Source organism: Roseburia sp. OF03-24 (assembly GCF_003463035.1).
In the GTDB taxonomy this organism is placed as follows: Bacteria; Bacillota; Clostridia; order Lachnospirales; family Lachnospiraceae; genus Roseburia; species Roseburia rectibacter.
On record NZ_QSCK01000035.1, the window covers coordinates 17,353 to 37,388 of the forward strand.

14 protein-coding genes and 1 pseudogene are annotated in these 20,036 nt (G+C 43.0%); 2 read left to right on the forward strand and 13 right to left on the reverse strand.

Annotated features, from left to right (window positions below; all coding sequences use genetic code 11):
* Positions 1-187: 187 nt before the first annotated feature.
* Positions 188-1,534, forward strand: a complete 1,347-nt coding sequence (locus tag DXA60_RS15710; protein WP_117922269.1) for a hypothetical protein — start codon at positions 188-190, stop codon at positions 1,532-1,534.
* Positions 1,535-1,674: 140 nt separating this feature from the next.
* Here the strand turns inward: DXA60_RS15710 and DXA60_RS15715 are convergent, their stop codons facing one another.
* From DXA60_RS15715 to DXA60_RS15745, 6 genes are all read right to left on the reverse strand, one after another.
* Complete coding sequence (locus tag DXA60_RS15715; RefSeq protein WP_117922270.1) at positions 1,675-2,724, reverse strand: electron transfer flavoprotein subunit alpha/FixB family protein; 1,050 nt, start codon at positions 2,722-2,724, stop codon at positions 1,675-1,677.
* A gap of 26 nt (positions 2,725-2,750) precedes the next feature.
* Complete coding sequence (locus DXA60_RS15720; RefSeq protein ID WP_006855163.1) at positions 2,751-3,533, reverse strand: electron transfer flavoprotein subunit beta/FixA family protein; 783 nt, start codon at positions 3,531-3,533, stop codon at positions 2,751-2,753.
* A gap of 168 nt (positions 3,534-3,701) precedes the next feature.
* Positions 3,702-4,856, reverse strand: coding sequence for an acyl-CoA dehydrogenase (locus DXA60_RS15725; RefSeq protein ID WP_006855164.1), 1,155 nt, complete (start codon positions 4,854-4,856; stop codon positions 3,702-3,704).
* 29 nt (positions 4,857-4,885) lie between these two features.
* Positions 4,886-5,758 (reverse strand): 3-hydroxyacyl-CoA dehydrogenase family protein, encoded by an 873-nt coding sequence (locus DXA60_RS15730; RefSeq protein WP_117922271.1) that lies wholly within the window; start codon positions 5,756-5,758, stop codon positions 4,886-4,888.
* A gap of 93 nt (positions 5,759-5,851) precedes the next feature.
* The gene (locus DXA60_RS15735; protein ID WP_117922272.1) at positions 5,852-7,033 is read right to left on the reverse strand and encodes an acetyl-CoA C-acetyltransferase; all 1,182 of its coding nucleotides are present in this window, start codon (positions 7,031-7,033) and stop codon (positions 5,852-5,854) included.
* A gap of 346 nt (positions 7,034-7,379) precedes the next feature.
* Entirely contained in the window at positions 7,380-8,519 is a 1,140-nt protein-coding gene (locus DXA60_RS15745) for a cell wall hydrolase (protein ID WP_241070780.1), read from the reverse strand.
* 224 nt (positions 8,520-8,743) lie between these two features.
* Here DXA60_RS15745 and DXA60_RS15750 point away from each other — a divergent pair, with 224 nt between their 5' ends.
* Complete coding sequence (locus DXA60_RS15750) at positions 8,744-10,036, forward strand: HD-GYP domain-containing protein (protein ID WP_117922274.1); 1,293 nt, start codon at positions 8,744-8,746, stop codon at positions 10,034-10,036.
* A gap of 93 nt (positions 10,037-10,129) precedes the next feature.
* On the opposite strand, the pseudogene DXA60_RS19810 reads toward DXA60_RS15750, so the two are convergent.
* The 7 genes and pseudogenes from DXA60_RS19810 to DXA60_RS15790 all read right to left on the reverse strand — a co-directional run bounded on the left by DXA60_RS19810 (position 10,130) and on the right by DXA60_RS15790 (position 19,893).
* Positions 10,130-11,741 (reverse strand): annotated as a pseudogene (locus tag DXA60_RS19810) (mannitol dehydrogenase family protein).
* Positions 11,742-11,775: 34 nt separating this feature from the next.
* Positions 11,776-12,858: a mannonate dehydratase gene (gene uxuA, locus DXA60_RS15760; protein ID WP_117922275.1), complete on the reverse strand. Its 1,083-nt coding sequence runs from the start codon at positions 12,856-12,858 to the stop codon at positions 11,776-11,778.
* A gap of 157 nt (positions 12,859-13,015) precedes the next feature.
* Positions 13,016-13,693, reverse strand: coding sequence for a GntR family transcriptional regulator (locus DXA60_RS15765; protein WP_117922276.1), 678 nt, complete (start codon positions 13,691-13,693; stop codon positions 13,016-13,018).
* Between the two features lie 421 nt (positions 13,694-14,114).
* Positions 14,115-17,321: a carbamoyl-phosphate synthase large subunit gene (gene carB / locus DXA60_RS15775; RefSeq protein WP_117922277.1), complete on the reverse strand. Its 3,207-nt coding sequence runs from the start codon at positions 17,319-17,321 to the stop codon at positions 14,115-14,117.
* Between the two features lie 46 nt (positions 17,322-17,367).
* Complete coding sequence (locus DXA60_RS15780) at positions 17,368-18,426, reverse strand: carbamoyl phosphate synthase small subunit (RefSeq protein ID WP_117922282.1); 1,059 nt, start codon at positions 18,424-18,426, stop codon at positions 17,368-17,370.
* Between the two features lie 351 nt (positions 18,427-18,777).
* Positions 18,778-19,398: a manganese efflux pump gene (locus DXA60_RS15785; protein ID WP_117922278.1), complete on the reverse strand. Its 621-nt coding sequence runs from the start codon at positions 19,396-19,398 to the stop codon at positions 18,778-18,780.
* 144 nt (positions 19,399-19,542) lie between these two features.
* Entirely contained in the window at positions 19,543-19,893 is a 351-nt protein-coding gene (locus tag DXA60_RS15790; protein ID WP_117922279.1) for an Hpt domain-containing protein, read from the reverse strand.
* Positions 19,894-20,036: the final 143 nt, after the last annotated feature.

Genomic DNA, 20,036 nt, shown 5'->3' on the forward strand with positions numbered 1-20,036 from the left:
CCGCCGTTTCTTTTTAATATATCATGAAACGGTTTGTCAGACCATAAAATTAATTAAATATCAATGATACAGTATACTACCACTTTTTTATATTTTTAATGTTTCCTTAATTATCAATAAATGCCATTGACTTTCTGCTTTTTGCGTGCAAAGCTAACCATATATTTATAAGAAAAGAGTTTTTACCATGATACAGAAAAAAAATGTACTTAACACCGTTCCGGTTATCTGCCTTGGTGCCCTGCTTTTGGGGTCGGCATACGGGCAGCTTCACACGCCAATGACGCCGCCACCGATTACAGCTCTCGCCTCAGATATTCTGCCGACGACAGGCAATGTCCGAGCACTTGATGTTGTGGTCGATTTTGCGGATGCGAAATATGATACAGACAGACGCCTGTCCGATGAAGAAATTTCCTCCTATCTGTTTGGCACAGACAATACTGAATTTTATCCCTGTGAGAGCCTGACTAGTTATTTTGACCGTGCTTCATACGGATCACTACATATGACCGGAAATGTATTTCATTACACAGCGAAAGGTACGATCGCATCCTACGAAAAAACGAACGATGGATACGAAACGCTGGTGCGTGAGGTTCTTTCCGGTTTAAATGATACGATCGACTATACCGATTATGATTCTGACGGCGATGGCTATATCGACGCTCTCTGCCTTTCTGTTCCAAGCGGAGGCAATGCTGATTTCTGGTATGGCTGTACGGCATCCTGGTGGACTTCCACCCTGCCGGATTTAGATGGCGAAAAATTAAATTACTATGTGATCAGCGATGAACAGCCTTATGCCGATACCATGGATTATTATCTCGGAACACTCGCCCACGAATACGGGCACTGTATGGGACTCCCGGATTATTATAAATACGGTTTAAAAGAAAATTTTGAAGCTACGACTGGGGATGCCGGCATTGAACGCATGGATGAAGCTGCGGGTGATTTTTGTCCGTTGTCAAAGCTGCTGCTCGGATGGTACCTTCCGGCAGAAGTACAGATTTACCACCCCGGCAGCAAAAAGACCGACATCACTTTAGCTGACTCCTCCATGCAGACTAACACTCCAGCTGCACAGACATTTACCCTGACAGATGATACCCAAGAGGGAAGCTGTCTGATCATACCGCGCACTGATGCTTCCAGTTATTTTTCAGAATACATGATCCTTGACTATATCACCCCGAATGGTAATTATGACGGTATGTTTTCTTCCGGCGGACTTCGTATTTATCACGTCGATGCCACCCTTGCAAACGACGAATACTATGCCCCCTATCTGACCGCTGATAACTACAGTCCTGTCTACGATTCCACCAATAACGGCAGGCGGATCTTAAGACTGGTCAATGACGGAAATGGCTTTTACCGGAACGGTGATGTGATTGATGGCACTGCCACAGGCTTGGGCTGGTATGACAACAACGGACAGGTGACCATTGATACCGGGTATACGATCACGGTTGACTCTGTATCTGCGGATCAGAAAAAATGTACCGTAACGATTTTGCCGGACAACTAAATAACTTTTTCCACCAACTCCAGACAAGAAGCCGCAAATTTTCTCCAACTCCCAACAAAAAGCCCGTCCCCCATGTCAGCTTCCTCACAGAATCCAAACATGAAAGACGGGCTTTCTATCTTACAGGTTGTCCACCTATATTATTTGTTGCCTAACTCAGCTTTTAATGCTGCTGTTAAAGCTGGAACGATCTTATTGAGATCACCAACCAGACCATAATCAGCTACGTCGAAGATTGGAGCATCTTCATCTTTGTTGATTGCGATGATCAGGTCAGAATCTTCCATACCAGCTACATGCTGGATTGCTCCGGAAATACCGATTGCAAAGTAGATCTGAGGACGAACAGTTTTACCTGTCTGACCTACCTGTAAATCAACTGGTAACCAGCCATTCTCTACAACTGCACGGGAGCAGCTTACAGTACCGCCAAGTACCTCTGCAAGATCTTCCAAAAGTTTGAAGTTTTCTTTGGAACCAACTCCACGACCACCGGAAACAAGGATCTTTGCTTCCATGATGTTTGCTGTGCTCTTAACAGCTTTTACGATATTTAAGATCTCAACATATCTGTTGTTTGGTGTAAATCCCGGATTGTATTCTACAACGTTTGCTTTTGCACCAGCGATCGGAGCGATCTTCTGCATAACACCAGGACGTACAGTTGCCATCTGAGGACGGTTGTCCGGGCAGGCAATTGTTGCGATGGTGTTACCACCGAATGCAGGACGTGTCATTAATAACTGATTGTGTTTCTGCTCTGATTCTTTACCAGGTGCAGCAACCAGTGGGAAATCACCGATCTCAAGAGATGTACAGTCTGCTGTCAGACCTGTTTTTACTCTTGCGGAAACAGTAGGTCCTAAATCACGACCGATTGCAGTTGCACCTACTAACATGATCTCCGGTTTGTACTCATTGATTACAGATGCTAATGCATGTGCATACGGCTCTGTTCTGTAGTCTTTTAATTCCGGATCATCTACAACGATAACTCTGTCAGCACCATACTCAGCTAACTGATCTGCTAAGCCTTTTACACCAGATCCGATTAATACTGCGGTTACATCAGTACCTAAATCTTTTGCTAAGTCTTTGCCTTTTCCAAGTAACTCAAATGCAACGCCATCTAATACGTTATCTACCTGCTGTGCAAAGACAAATACTCCTTTATATTCTTCTAATGCCATGTTATTCACCACTTTTCCTTTTTTTATTAGATAATGTGTTTCTCTTTGAATTTGCCGATCAAATATGCTACGGATTCTGCCGGATCAAGGTTTACTTTCTCACCAGCACCCTTTGCAACTTTATCAGATGCTTTTGCAATCTTAGTAGGAGATCCTTTTAAACCAAGATCAGAATCATCAACATCCTTTAAGTCTGCTCTTCCCCAAACGGTTACTTCTTTGTCAAATGCATCGAAGATTCCGCCTGGTGTCATGTAACGCGGCTCATTTAATTCAGAAAGAGCAGTTACCAGACAAGGCATTTTTGCTTTTAACTCATGATATCTGTCTTCGTACTGACGTTTTACAACAACAGAGTCACCCTCTACTTTGATGTCTGCTGCATAAGAGATAACCGGAAGTCCAAGATGCTCAGCGATCTGAGGACCAACCTGTGCAGTATCACCATCGATAGCCTGACGTCCTGTGATGATCAGGTCATAGTCTAAGTTACGAAGTGCACCAGCGATTGTAGTTGATGTTGCCCATGTATCAGCTCCACCTAATACGCGGTCTGTTACAAGAACTGCTTCATCAGCACCCATTGCTAATGCTTCACGAAGAACTGCATCAGCCTTTGGAAGTCCCATAGTAAGAACTGTAACTTTTGCTCCTGTCTCATCTTTGATTCTAAGTGCTGCTTCAAGACCAGCTTTATCATCTGGGTTCATGATAGCAAGCATTGCTGCTCTGTCAAGCGTTCCATCCGGGTTGAACTTAACGCCGCCCTTTGTATCAGGAACCTGTTTAATACATACTACGATATTCATGTATTTTCCACTCCTTATGTTTTATATGTTTAAATTTTACGCGAATTGATTCGAAACACTACGTGTTTCTCATGCGCGTTGCGCTCTCAAATGTCTGAAAAAAATATTCCATTCACGCAAGCGTGATTCCATATTTTTTACAGCCATTCTCAATCCGCTGGATCACGACTATTTCAACAATGCACCTGAAATTACCATACGCTGTACTTCGCTTGTACCCTCGTAGATCTCTGTGATCTTAGCATCACGCATCATACGCTCTACATCATACTCTCTGATATATCCGTATCCACCGAATAACTGAACAACTTCAGTTGTAACTGCCATTGCAGTCTCGGCTGCGAATAATTTAGCTTTTGCAGCTTCTACAGAATATACTTTCTGGGTAGCTTTTGCCATTGCTGCTTTGTAAACTAAAAGCTGTGCAGCTTCGATTCTTGCAGCCATATCAGCAAGTTTGAACTGTGTATTCTGCTGCTGTGCGATAGAACGGCCGAACTGTTTTCTCTCTTTTGTATAAGCGATAGCTCTGTCTAATGCACCCTCAGCGATACCAAGTGCCTGAGCAGCAATACCGATACGTCCACCATCAAGTGTGTGCATTGCGATCGGGAAACCTTTTCCTTCCGGTCCTAACAGATTCTCTTTCGGGATTCTGCAGTCTTCGAAGATCAGCTCATAAGTAGATGATCCACGGATACCCATCTTCTTCTCTTTTGTTCCGAATGAGAAACCAGGAGCTCCCTTATCTACGATAAATGCAGAGAAGTTTTTCTTCTTTCTGCCTCTCTTGTCCTCTGTGATGCTTGTGATAGCGATTACAATATAAACATCTGCTACTTTACCATTGGTAATGAAGCATTTTGATCCATTTAATACCCACTCGTCACCATCTAAAACAGCTTTTGTCTGTGCACCCTGTGCATCAGTACCAGCACCCGGCTCAGTTAATGCGAATGCACCTAACTTCTCGCCTGTTGCAAGTGGTTTTACATATTTCTGTTTCTGCTCTTCTGTACCATATGTCATGATCGGATCGATGCAGAGAGATGTATGTGCAGATACAACAACACCTGTGGTTGCGCAAACTTTAGATAACTCTTCTACGCACATAACGTATGTAAGAGGATCACAACCCTGTCCGCCGTATTCTTTCGGAACCGGGATTCCCATGAATCCGTATTTCTGCATTTTCTTAACCGTTTCTGCCGGGAAAGCTTCTGTCTCATCTGTTTCCTGTGCAAGCGGTTTTACTTCTGTTTCAGCAAATTCCTTGAATAAGGAACGCGCCATTTCATGTTTCTTGTCTAAAGTGAAATCCATGATCTAATTTTCCTCCATAAATATTTATTTTACTGAGCATCGACCGGAGTCTTTGTACGATCAGCATTGTATACATAAAATCCCTTGCCGCTCTTTGCTCCAAGGTTACCACCACGAACCATCTTACGGATCAGTGGGCATGCACGATATTTGCTGTCGCCTGTCTCTTTGTAAAGTACATCCATGATAGCAAGGCAGATATCAAGACCGATGAAATCACCTAACTCTAACGGTCCCATTGGGTGGTTAGCACCAAGTTTCATAGCTGCATCGATACCAGCGATATCGGAAACACCTTCCATTTTGATGAATGCTGCTTCGTTGATCATTGGGATTAAGATACGGTTTACAACGAAACCAGCAGCCTCGTTAACCTGTACCGGAGTTTTACCGATTTCTTCGGAAATTTTCTTAATAGCTGCAACAGTTTCATCCGGAGTATTCACACCAGCGATAACCTCGATTAATTTCATACGGTCTGCCGGGTTGAAGAAATGCATACCAACCATTGGACGGTTTAATCCGTTTCCGATCTCTGTGATAGAAAGACTGGATGTGTTGGAAGCAAAGATGCATTCCGGTTTTGCGATCTCGTCTAACTCTTTGAAAGTAGTTTTCTTTACTTCCATGTTCTCGAAAGCTGCCTCTACGATCAGATCACAGTCTTTGCAAAGGTCTTCTTTTAAACCTGGAGTGATTTTTGCAAGGATGCCGTCAACAGCTTCCTGTGTCATTTTTCCTTTTTCTACTAATCTTGCATAACCTTTTTTGATTTTCTCTTTTCCGCCTTCAGCCCACTCCTGCTTGATATCGCAAAGTGCTACTTCATATCCTTCTACCTGAGCAAATGCTTTTGCAATGCCCTGTCCCATAGTTCCTGCACCAATAACGCCAACCTTCATTTCGGTTACCTCCTGAAAATAATTATGTTAACTGTATGTTTAAAAAATGCAATCCCCGGGAAGTCATTCCCCGGGAATTACTATAAAAAACTATTATCTCTCAACGATTGTAGAGCATCCCATACCACCGCCGATGCAAAGTGTAGCAAGACCTCTCTTAGCGTCTCTCTTCTGCATCTCATGCAGTAATGTAACAAGGATACGGCATCCGGAAGCACCTACCGGGTGTCCTAATGCGATTGCACCACCGTTTACGTTTACTTTTGACATATCGAATTTCAGATCTCTTGCTACTGCGATAGACTGAGCTGCGAATGCTTCGTTTGCTTCGATCAAGTCCATATCATCAATGGATAAACCTGTTTTAGCTAATACTTTTCTTGTAGAAGCAACAGGACCAACACCCATGATCTCTGGCTCAACTCCGCCAAGAGCACCTGCTACCCATGTAGCCATTGGTGTAACACCAAGTTCTTTTGCTTTCTCTTCGCTCATAACAACGATTGCTGCTGCACCATCGTTGATACCGGAAGCGTTACCTGCTGTAACAAGTCCGCCCTCTTTACCAGAGCAGCATTTTAATTTTGCTAAAGACTCAGCAGTTGTGCCAGGACGTGGTCCCTCATCTTTTACGAAATCAACGATCTCTTTTTTAACTTTTACAGGAACCGGAACGATCTCATCATCAAATTTGCCTTCAGCAATTGCTTTCTCACATTTCTGCTGGCTGTTTGCTGAGAACTCATCAAGTTCTTCTCTTGTAATGCCATATTTATCACATACGTTCTCTGCTGTGATCATCATGTGGTAGTGATTGAATGCATCTGTTAATGCATCATTTACCATTGTATCAATGATCGTTGCATTGTTCATACGATATCCAAAACGAGCTTTTGTCATAGCATATGGTGCCATAGACATGTTTTCCATACCACCTGCAACAACGATATCAGCCTCACCTGCCATGATCATGGTAGCTGCATCATTGACACATTTTAAACCAGAACCACAAACAACGTTGATCGTGATTGCCGGAACTTCGATTGGCAGTCCTGCTTTGATTGCTGCCTGACGTGCAACGTTCTGACCCTGAGCTGCCTGAATTACACAACCCATTTTTACCTCGTCAACCATCTCCGGTTTAACGTTTGCTCTTCTTAAAGCCTCTTTGATAACGATTGCACCTAAGTCTGCTGCTGGAGTATTGCTTAATGCTCCACCCATTTTACCGATTGCGGTACGGCAAGCACCTGCTAAAACTACTTTCTTTGCCATTTTGAATTCTCCTTTCAATTTAACACAAAGCTCTGCATTTGCAGAGAATTTGTTTCTTTCTCTTTCATTTTGCCGAAAAATGCTGTTAATTTTTTAACAATCTTTTTTAAAAAAATAAATTCAAACTTCCGATTGAAATTTATCTTTTTTCTCTTTCATTTTTAAAAGCTTATTTGCTATGTAATCAGCTATTTTTCTGCATTTCTTGTACTTTCATATGCTAACATATTTCACAATTAATTGCAATAGCTTTCTTTATTTTTCATCCTTGTAAACAATTTTTTACATCCTTTTTGCTCCATTTTGCGGGGTTTTTTGTTAAATTTTTATCATTTTATCATTTTGTTTAATAAAACACATGATTACCTATAACTGTTCCTTCTATAATGCCGTTATTCACACGAAAATACAGACAATTTGTTGTGCTCGTTCCACCCAGCACCGCCTGTGCTGCACTCATACAATCAGAAGCAACTCCCTGCTCCAGACGGTATGCAAGACGACCGCTGGCAACCGGAGAGAACTGCCCTCCCTGATAAATCACACCGGAAACTGTATTCGGAAAATAGGAACTTCTGACACGGTTCATGATCACGCTGCCCACCGCAAGTTTTCCATCATATGGCTCGCCCCATGCCTCACACTGGATGATGGCAGCTAACAGATACGCATCGCTCTGGGCCGGTGCGTATGTCACATTCGACCTGTTTTCCTGTTCCTGCTTTTTGATGGCTGCAAGGCGCGCAGCATCCTCTTTTGCCTTCTGTATCTCAAGCTGCTTTTCGTATTCGATCATTTTCTTGATCTTTGCATCGATCGACTCCACATCGGACTGTGCATCTTCAATTTTCTCGCTGGATTCCTGTATCTTCTTCTGCGTATCCTCGATCAGGCTGTTGACTTTTTCCTGCTCTTTCTGTTTTTCCTGCTGTAATACAGTCAGTTCTTCCTTCTGCTTCTCGAGTTCCTTTTTCTGTTCTTTGATCTGCTCCGTGAGCTCCTGATATGCCGTAAGCATATTTCTGTCGTACTGATTGATTGCACTTGTATATTCCGCCTGATTTAAAAATTCTGCGATGGAGGACGCATGAATAAGCATGTCCCATACAGACTGATTGCCATTTTCATAAATATACTGAATGCGCACTTTCATATCTTCATACTGCTCTGCTGATCGTTCCTCGGAACGTTTCAGATCTTCCGCCGCCGTATTGATCTCGTCCTCTTTCTGTGCTGCCTGCTGCTCTAACTGGTTCATATCGGAAGTGATCGTATTTAACTGTCCATTCAGTCCGCTAAGGTCGCTCTCCAACCCCTGTTTTTCATTGGTCAGGCTGTCCACCTGATCTTTCGCATCTTCTTTCTGTTTCTTAAGGTCTGTGATCTGGTCTTTTGCCTTATCAATATCTTTCTGTGTCGTTCCTGCATGGACAGTTGCCGTAACAAGCATGCAGCCGGTCAGTATTCCTCCCAGGATTCTTCTCAAAAAATTGTGTCTCATGCTGTTCCTTTCGGCTGAACAGTAACCTTTCGGCTGCTGTTGTATTTTTCGTTCATTGTATTTCTTCTATTAATATGGTATTATAGCATGTAAAGCACAATATGAATATTAATTTTTTCACATACCATTATTGGGGGAATATTCAGGCATCTGGTGTCTGGATATGGTATAAAAAAGCCTGATAATCATCACAGGGGGAGGATTTACCTATGCAATTTGTAAAAACAGCAGATTTAAAACCCGGCATGAGACTTGCAAAACCAATCTACAATAAGATGGGTGTTCTTCTTTATGAAAGAGACACACTTTTAACCATGCAGGGTATTAACAGTATCGAAAACTTTGGTCTGATCGGTATTTTTATTCTTGAGCCGGCAGAGCCGGTACCGCCTCTTTCCAGAGAGGATCTTGAATTCGAACAGTTCCAGACGATATATGTTTTTAAACTAAAAGAAAATATGGATCGTCTGCAGGCCAATCAGGCACCTGTTTCGCTGAGCGATCTCGTCCGGGACATCCAGACACATTACGGCAGTCTTGATCACAAATTAAATTTTGCACAAAACCTGCGAAGTTCTGCAGATTTTGTTTACAAACATTCCATCAGTGTCGGCATTCTCTGTGCGATGATCACAAATCAGATGCATCTGCCTGCTGCAGAACAGACAGCCCTTATCACAGCTGCGCTTCTCTACGATTTTGGTTATCTGTATGTACCACAGACAGTGTTAGACAAGGGGGATGACCTTACAACAGCAGATAAGGATTTTATCCAGCTCAACTTAGAGCGCGGTTATGAAACGCTCCGCCCGGACCGTGGTGATTATAAATTCCCGGTACATACGCTTGATATCATCCAGCAGATCATTTTTAAAAACAGCCGTACTTTAAAAGTCAAAGAACCGGCAGACAATATCCGTCTTCTCGTCGATATTTTAGCAGTAGCGGACGAATTTGACCATCTGACCGCAATGAACATTAACAAACCGCCAATTTCAGAAATTGCTGCCATGGGACGTCTGAAAAAGGATAAAGCCACCTACAATCCGCTCGTACTTTCCGCTTTAGCAGAATGTATCCATATTCTTCCGACCGGTGCATGTGTTGATCTTTCCGATGGAGAAAAAGCCCTTGTGCTTGCAGAGAATCCGGCTGATTTTCTTCATCCGATGGTACTGAAGTTTTCCACAAACATGATATACGATTTAAGTGACCCGGTGATCAGTAAATCTTTAAAGATCACAGATATCATGAAAACTATGGACAACCGCATCGCTTTAGACAAAGATTCTGTCAAACAATTTGTCTCTGATGCCTATATCAAAGAAACGGCAGACCGTTTCCGCAAGGTTAAACTTCAGATTGCCCAGCACAAGCAAAGTGAGCTGGAACAGAAAGCTGCAAGTGCTTTAATGAGCAGTGCTTCCGTGATCCCACAGAATGCCGGCACAGAAAAATCACTGACACAAAAAAAGACACGCAAAAAAATGAAACTTCGTTAATAATAGAATACGCACTCCGCAAATATTCCATTACGATAAAAAAGAAAGACATGGCAGGATTTCCGATCACTGTCATGTCTTTTTTCTGATGAACTAGAGATATTTTTTCAGCACCTTCCGTACTGCACCCGGTCCTTCTAACATCTCTTTAAACATTTTTATTACTTTTTCCGCAATTCCTGCCTCATAAAGATCACATCCAAATAAAGTATCATTTGATAAAATGTCAGAAAGTTTTCCATCTGCACTGTCCGGATCTGATAAATGGACATCTTTCAGTTTCTCCTGCATAACCGAAAGCATTGGATCACTGCTTGGTGTAAACTCTTTTCCTGCATCATCTACTGCAAGAAGGTAACGGAGCCATCCGGCAATCACAAGCGGGATTCCTGTCAGTTCGTTTAAATCTTTTCCTGCTTTACAGTAGCTTTTGATCGTCTCTCCAAAGCGGATCGCAAGTTTCTGACTCGTGTCAGTTGCAATTCTCTGTGGAGTATCCGGAATAAACGGATTTGGGAGACGTTTGGTCAGCACCTCATCTAAAAACTTCTCCGGACTTAAGATCTTAGGATCTGTAACTACAGGCATACCTTCTTTTTTGCCGATCAGTTCTACTAATTTCTTTAACTCTGTATCTTTCATTTCAGCAGCAATGCTCTCATAACCAAGCATACATCCATATACTGCAAGTGCTGTGTGAAGCGGATTTAAACATGTCGTCACTTTCATACGCTCGGTATCATTGACCGTATCGCGGTCTGTCATATATACACCTGCTTTTTCAAGCGCAGGTCTGCCGTTCGGGAAACGGTCTTCCACAACCAGATACTGTGGTTCCTCTGCATTGACAAATGGTGCGATATATGTATTTTTTCCGGTAATGACAGGTGCCATTTCTCCAATTTCAAGTTCCTTTAGGGCATCTTCCACCACTTTTGCCGGACGCGGCGTGATCTTGTCGATCATTGTCCATGGAAATGACACTTTTTCTTCATTATTTACCCAGTCTGCAAATTCTTTTGTTACAAAGCCTCGTTTTTTCCCATTCCTCTACGACGGTCAGAACGCTGGTCTTTAATTTTTCTCCATTGTGTGAACAGTTATCCATACTGACAACGGCAACCGGCGTACCACCACTTAAAAACCGCTCCAGTAGAAGTGCTGTCACTTTGCTCATTGCATGTGAGCATTTTTCCGGTCCATTTTCAAAATCCTGCTGTACAACCGGCAGATATGCACCCTCTATATTTTTTAAGGCATATCCTTTTTCTGTGATCGTAAACGAAACCATCTGTAAGGATGGATTACGAAAAACCGCTTTTAACTGTTCCATATCTTCTGGAAATTCCGTGCCGGCACGAAGTCCTGCCCCGATCGAAGCGATCACTTCTTTTTTCATGGTTCCATCCGGAAGTAGACTTACCATCAGCGTCATGTTATCATGCGGGCGGTAGATCTGATCTATGATATCGTAATCAAATGTATCAGCTGCTATAATTCCGCTCTTCTCAAGCCCCTGATTTAACAGGGACTGCTGCAATGCCGCAATAAACCCCCGAAAAATGTTTCCGGCACCAAAGTGTACCCATACCGGATTATTTTTCGTTTCTGCCATCATTGCCTGTACATCAAATTCCGGCAGTTTTACATTTCTTTCCTGCCATGCGCTTTTATCTTTGATTCCCTCTAAATTTAACTGAAGCATTTTATTCTCCCTTCTCTTTTATAACTATTTTGCTTTAGTTCTTTCTGGCAGCTTTGTCAATTGCTTCCCAAAGACCATTTAAGTATGTAACTCCAAGTGCACGGTCATATAATCCATATCCAGGTCTTCCTGTCTCATCCCATATCATTCTTCCGTGATCCGGTCTGATATAGGTATCTGGGCATGTCTCGTAAACTGCTTTTACAATCTCATACATATCCAGACTTCCATCCGAAGAAAGATGGCTGCTCTCGCGAAAATTATGATATCCCAAATGCTTGATATTACGGATATGCATACAGCCGATACGGTTCATCTCACCAAAATGCCGGATGATCGAAGGAATATCATTTGCAGGATCTGATCCAAGGGAACCAGTGCATAAACATACTGTATTTGCCGGTGAATCATGCAGTTTTACGATACGGTCATAATCATCCTGACTGTGTGCGATACGTGGCAGTCCAAAGATATCCCATGCCGGATCATCCGGATGGCATGCCATCACAACGCCACACTCCTCACAGACCGGGATGATCGCATCCAGAAAATATTTAAAATTCTCCCGCAGCATATCACCTGTCATTCCCTCATAATTTTTTAAAGTAGTCTCTAACTCTGCCAGACGCTCCGGCTCCCATCCCGGCAATGAAAAACCGTTACAATCTGCGGCAGTCTTTTTCACGATTTCAACCGGTCCCATCGTTCCGAGATCCTTTTCATCAAAATATAAGCTGTTTGATCCGTCCTCCGGAATCACACGCGCAAGATCTGTACGCAGCCAGTCAAATACCGGCATAAAATTATAAACGATGACTTTTACTCCGTATTCAGCAAGATTGCGGATCGTTGTCTTATAATTTTCAATATATTTGTCTCTTGTCGGCAGACCGATCTTGATATCCTCATGGACATTGACACTCTCGATCACTTCACACTCTAATCCGGCTTTATGAATCCCGTCAATATAATCTTTGATCTCTTCTTTTGTCCAGACTTCTCCTGCTGCCTTGTAATCCAAAAATCCCATAACCCCGGTCATCCCCGGAATCTGTTTGATCTGGCTTAATTTTACTGAGTCACTGTTTTCTCCAAACCAGCGAAATGTCATCTTCATATGAAATCCTCCTTTTTGAATCCCTATAATGATCCTGTACCATCTGTTATTTTTGTTATCTGAATCATAACATATCTTTTTCAACTTGTCTACTAGTATACTAGTTGGTGTAAAATTTTTTCTATATTTCACAGAATATTCCAGTGGGTGTATCTTTTCATTTTTCAAAATATTCCGGATAAACTTCGCGGATTGCATCTTCCTCTAAACGGAAACGCTGCAGGTGATGCGTAAGGATCTCTGCTGCCTGCCTGGCATCCTGTGCTTCAATCGCTTCTAATATCTTTTTGTGATCATCCACAACTTTCAGATCTTTCACTACACCGATACTTAAATCACGCACCCGGTCAAAATGGACACAGATCCCCTCCATCATGGTATATGCCTGCATTTTCCCGGCTATCTGAAATAATTTTTTATGAAAATCATTATCCAGTTCTAACAGACGGATATGATCTGGATTTTTAAGATAAAATTCCTGAAGCATTACATTTTCCCGCAGTTCTTTTAAATCATCCTCCGTCCGCATACCACAGACAAGCTCCACAACTGCTTTTTCAAGTGCCATACGCACAAAATCCGCTTCCTCCACCATCGCATAATCAATATAAGCGACACGGCTGCCGCGCTGCGGCAGGACTTCAATGATCCCTGTCTTGGCAAGTTCAATAAATGCTTCGCGCACCGGTGTTCTTGACAGTCCAAGCTGATCTGCGATCTCTTTTTCGCTCAGCATCGTACCGGGCTTTAATTCCCTGTATACAATATTATAACGCATAACTCTGTATGCATAATCTCTTCCGGTCTCCCCCGGATTCCGCTCCTGTATGATCATATTTTATGTAAAATTGCCGGCACAGGCAATTCTATTTCCTTTCTGACATTGCTTCTTACTCACCTGTATATTGTTCTATAGTACAAATATTGTATCATAAAACAGCACATTTCCCTAAGGATTTGTGCTGTCTTTTGTCAGTTCCATTATTTATTATTAGAACAAAGAGTCGCTTGCGACTCTTTCGCGCTCGAGCGATGCTGTTTACTGCTAACTTCTTCTCCGCGAGATGCCGCATCCCGCCCGGAGGGCTTTTTGATTCATAGGACATAATTTCCTATGAATCAAGAAAGAATCCTGCTTTGCAGGATTCTCCGCCTGCGGCGGGTCGCTCCAGCGACATAATTCCACTCCGACGCAGTGCGCTCCTGCCCGGAGGGCTTTTTAATTCATAGGACGTAATTTCCTATGAATTAAAAAATTACAGATTCTTTACGGTAGCAATATCCACCGGTGTCAGATCATCGGTCGCAGTCTCTAAGCTGCGTGCTAACGCATTTGCCGTATCCATTGCCGTGATACAGTAAACACCTGTCTCGATTGCATTTCTCCGGATCAGGAATCCGTCTCTGGTCTTATCACCATTTCCCTGTGTCGGTGTGTCAATGACAAGGTCGATCTTATGTCCTAAGATTAAGTCCATAACGTTCGGTGACTCCTGAGAGATCTTGTTGACACGAAGTGCATTGACGCCGTGCTCCTGTAAATATTTTGCGGTGCTTCTCGTTGCGTAAATCTTGTAGCCAAGTGCCTCAAAACGTTTTGCAACACCGACTGCTTCCGGTTTATCTGCATCTTTTACTGTCATGATCATCTGTTTGTACTTCGGTAAAGTCACACCTGCACCGAGGAATGCTTTGTAGAGAGCCTCGTTAAAGGTCTTTGCAATACCAAGGCACTCACCGGTTGATTTCATCTCCGGTCCTAAGGAGATCTCAGCACCACGCAGTTTCTCGAAGGAGAATACCGGCATCTTGATTGCAATGTAATCTGCGGTCGGTGCAAGTCCCGGCTCATATCCAAGTCCACGGATCGTATCACCGATAATTACTTTCGTTGCAAGATCAACGATCGGAATACCGGTAACTTTGCTGATGTATGGCACAGTTCTCGAAGAACGCGGGTTTACTTCGATGACATACACCTGCTCGTCCATGGCGATAAACTGGATATTGATCAGTCCGATTACATGCAGTGCCTGTGCAAGACGTTTGGTATACTCAACGATCGTCTCTTTGACATGGTCACTGATCGTCGGTGCCGGGTAAACAGAAATACTGTCTCCGGAGTGTACACCGGTACGCTCGATGTGCTCCATGATACCAGGGATCAGGATATCCGTTCCATCACAGACTGCATCGACTTCGATCTCTTTTCCCTGTAAATATTTATCTACAAGGATCGGGTGATCCTGTGCAATACGGTTGATGATGCCGATAAATTCTTCGATCTCATCATCATTAAATGCGATCTTCATACCCTGTCCACCAAGTACGTAAGAAGGTCTTACCAGTACCGGATAACCGAGACGGTTTGCAACTTCTTTCGCTTCCTCTGCAGTAAACACGGTTCCACCTGCTGCTCTCGGAATCTGTGTTTTCTCTAAGATCTCATCGAAAAGCTCACGATCCTCTGCCGCATCGACATCCTCTGCTTTTGTTCCAAGGATCTTAACGCCCATCTTCATCAGGCTCTCGGTTAATTTGATCGCAGTCTGTCCACCAAACTGTACGACAGCACCATCCGGTTTTTCGAGTCTTACGATGCTCTCTACATCTTCCGGTGTCAGAGGCTCAAAATAAAGTTTGTCAGCAATATCAAAGTCAGTGGAAACGGTCTCCGGGTTGTTGTTGATGATGACGGTCTCCCATCCCTCTTTTGCAAATGCCCAGGTACAGTGTACGGAGCAGTAATCAAACTCGATACCCTGTCCGATACGAATCGGACCGGAACCAAGTACCAGTACCTTTTTCTTTGGATTGGTTTCGATGGCTTCGTTCTCACTTCCGAATACGGAATAGTAGTACGGTGTGGATGCCTCAAACTCTGCGGCACAGGTATCTACCATCTTGAATGCTGCCACGATGCCATTTTCATAACGCATATCATGGATTTCTTTTTCGGTCTTTCCGGTCAGTTTTGCAATAACACTGTCCGGGAATTCGATACGTTTTGCTTCTTTTAATAACTCTACAGTTAAAGGCTCATTCTTTAACTGATTTTCCATCTCAACTAAGATGGCAAGTTTATCAATAAACCAGCGGTCAATCTTTGTGATCTCATGGATCTCATCATAACTTTCGCCTCTGCGGAGTGCCTCTGCGATCACCCAGATACGGCGGTCATCCACCACATGAAGCTGCTCGTTTAACTCTTTATCAGAAAGTCCTGTAAAGTCATAAGACATTAAGCTGTCTACGTGCTGCTCTAAGGAACGGATTGCTTTCATCAATGCGCCCTCAAAGTTGTTGCAGATACTCATGACCTCTCCGGTCGCCTTCATCTGTGTGGTAAGTGTTCTCTTTGCCGTGATGAATTTGTCAAACGGAAGTCTCGGAATCTTTACAACACAATAGTCAAGCATCGGCTCGAAACTTGCATAAGTTTTTCCGGTAATTGCATTTTTGATCTCATCTAAGGTGTAACCTAATGCGATCTTTGCAGCAACTTTTGCGATCGGGTATCCGGTTGCTTTGGATGCAAGTGCAGAAGAACGGGATACACGCGGGTTAACCTCGATGACGCAGTACTCAAAGCTGTCCGGATTCAATGCATACTGTACGTTACATCCTCCGGTGATATTTAACTCGGAAATAATATTTAATGCAGATGTACGGAGCATCTGGTATTCCTTATCGCCAAGTGTCTGGGAAGGTGCAACAACGATGGAATCACCGGTATGTACACCGACCGGATCGATATTTTCCATGTTACATACGGTGATACAGTTGCCGTTCGCATCACGCATTACCTCATACTCGATCTCTTTCCATCCTGCGATACAACGCTCTACCAATACCTCTCCGACACGGGAAAGACGCAGACCGTTTGTTAAGATCTCAACCAGCTCGGTCTCGTTATGTGCGATACCACCGCCGCTTCCGCCAAGCGTATATGCCGGACGAAGTACGACCGGATAACCAATGGTATTGGTAAACTTGATACCATCTTGTACGTTGTGTACGACCTGGGATGCTGCACAAGGCTCACCGATCTTTTCCATGGTATCTTTGAATGCCTGACGATCCTCAGCCTTAAAAATCGTCTCTGCAGTTGTACCGATCAGTCTGACATTATATTTTTCAAGGATGCCTTTTTCCTCTAACTCCATACCAAGGTTTAAGCCTGCCTGTCCACCTAAAGTTGGCAATACGCTGTCCGGTTTTTCTTTTGCAATGATCTTCTCTAAAACAGATACCGTAAGCGGCTCAATATAAACCTGATCTGCGATATCTTTATCTGTCATGATCGTCGCCGGGTTTGAGTTTACCAGCACAACCTCAACACCCTCTTCTTTCAATGAGCGGCATGCCTGTGTACCTGCATAGTCAAACTCTGCAGCCTGTCCAATTACGATCGGGCCGGAACCAATTACTAAAACTTTTTTTATGTCATGATTTCTTGGCATTAATTCTTCCTCCTAAAATTTGTTAAACAATAACGTAAGAATTTTTCTACATCATCGAAATAAAACGATCAAACAAGTATGCAGAATCCTGTGGTCCCGGACACGCTTCCGGATGGAACTGTACGGTAAAAATGTTTTTGCCTACATAGGAAAGTCCCTCATTGGTTCCATCGTTTACATTCACAAATGCCGGTTTCGCGATCTTTGGATCAAGTGTATCCGTATCTACCACATAACCGTGATTCTGGGAGGAAATATATACTCTTCCGGTTTCTAAATCTTTTACCGGATGGTTGCCGCCACGGTGTCCGTATTTCATCTTATGTGTATCAGCTCCGGTTGCAAGTGCCATAAGCTGATGTCCTAAACAGATTGCAAAGATCGGAGTATCGGAATCATATAATTTTTTGATCTCGGCAATGATCTCTTTGCACTCCTTTGGATCTCCAGGTCCATTGCTTAACATGATTCCATCCGGATTCGATGCAAGAATCTCTTCTGCTGTGGTATGCGCCGGATAGATCGTCACTTCACAGCCGCGTTTATTTAAAGACTGGGCAATATTATTTTTTGCTCCAAGGTCAAGCAAGGCAACCCGCTTGCCTTTTCCTTTTAATACTCGTTTTTCACTGCAGGTAACTTTGTCCACAACATTACCTGTCGTGTATTCTTTTAATCTGGGAATAATTTCTTCTATATTATAGTTATCATTCGTGGTGATCATACCATTCATGGTTCCCTTCTCACGAAGAATCTTTGTCAGTGCGCGGGTGTCGATCCCTGCAATACCAGGAATATCATATTTCGTAAGGAAATCCTGAATTGTTCCCTCCTCACGGAAGTTACTCGGCATCCTTGATAACTCCCTTACAATATATCCGTCCGGCCATGGTCTGCCTGACTCCATATCCGGTGTGATTCCATAATTTCCGATCAGCGGATAAGTCATAACAACCGCCTGTCCCGCATATGACGGATCAGTCAGAACCTCCAGATAACCTGTCATCGACGTATTAAATACGATCTCACTGATGACTTCCCTAGTAGAACCTATACTTGTTCCGGTAAATACATTCCCATCTTCGAGTATTAAATGAGCTTTCATTCGTTTCCCTGTCCTTTCACCTTTTTTCCAAAAAAAAAAACGTCGCCGTTTTTCTTCTTTTTCCATCCAGACAGTCCCCTGACTGAACTTTCCCTTATTAGTACCTATAGTCTTTTTCTTAAATTGTAAAAAGTGTATCATATCATAAGACTTTTTTCAACCTTTTTCCAAAAACAAATAGTACCAAGATTTTATGCATATTTATGTATATTTATACATTATTTTCAAATCCACAGAAAGCGGCAGTATGTGCTGCCCACACGTAGGAAAATTTTATTACCAAAACGTCATGCAAGACATACATAGTAACAGACTTTCCTGATTTTCCCGCAGCAATGGGCAGCCGGCGTCTTATATCATCTTCTGAAACGCAAGGATTACAAACAACACGCCTCCAAGCCACGATACATCGGCTTTCCACCGCTTAGATGCCTGCATGCCAATCCTGCATCCGCAAAGTACTGCACAGAAACTGACGACAAAACTTCCAAGCACCGTAAGAAAAATATACTTTCCGCCAAATCCTGCACCCAGCCCTCCAAACATCCCATCCAGTGACATTGCAAGTGCAAAAAATACAGCCTCCACACACGACATGGTCGCCGAATGGTCGCGGTCTGCCATTACCGGATTGTTGTAGATACTCAGAATAAAACTGAGCTGTGAAAAAGAGATTTTGACTTTCTTACAGAGGAACTTATGACGCTCAATATATTTTCTGATCGCATACTCTGTCAGCTTAAAAATTCCCACTGCAAGCAGTCCGAAAAAACTTAAATATATTGCATATTTTTTTAAAAGTATCCCCTGTAACGCCATCCCCGCATAAAGTGATATCCCTAATATTCCACTGCAGACCGTGCTGATGCATAACGCTGCCACAGATCCGATCTTTATCTGCTCACTCCCACACGCCACACACGCCACAAAGACATCCACACTGACAGCTATGATCAAAAGAATTACCTGCACTTTTTTCTACCTCAGACATAAAACCTTCTGTTTTATCATATGTCAGAGATTCAAAAATGCATCTTTACCTTTGATACTGTTCTCCATTTCCGAATAACTCATTACAAAGAATCAGCCAAAATTCCAGCTTTTCACACTGTTATCTCAGTCAAGTCTTTCGACAATACCAAGGACTTTCTGATAAGCCGCCGCCACCTCATCCAAAAGCGGTTTAAGCTCCCTTTCCGGTTCGCCATCCCTAAGTTCTTCGCATAACTCCTGTGTCGGAATGAGAAGCGGCGTCAGTCCCAGATTCATCGCAAGTCCCTTTAAATTATGTACATGTGTAAACGCCTGCTCATAATCCTTTTCTTCCAGTGCCTTACACAGCGACTCATAATTTGTATCCGTCAGAATCAGTTTTAAAAATTTTCCGATCCTCTCCTCCGTCTTGAGCCGCCGTAAGACCTCCTGTAAATCTGCGCCCATCTCCTTGTAACATTCTTCCAGCGTCATATTTGCTCCCCTTTCACGTTAAGTTTTTTAGTTCATTATCCAACAAATGATGGTTTATGGGTGATATGAGTCGCCCGTCCAAATGATGTGTTGCAAGTCTGTGAGTGGCTTCTTGCGCAAAGCCGAAGTAATTTTTGTTCCGT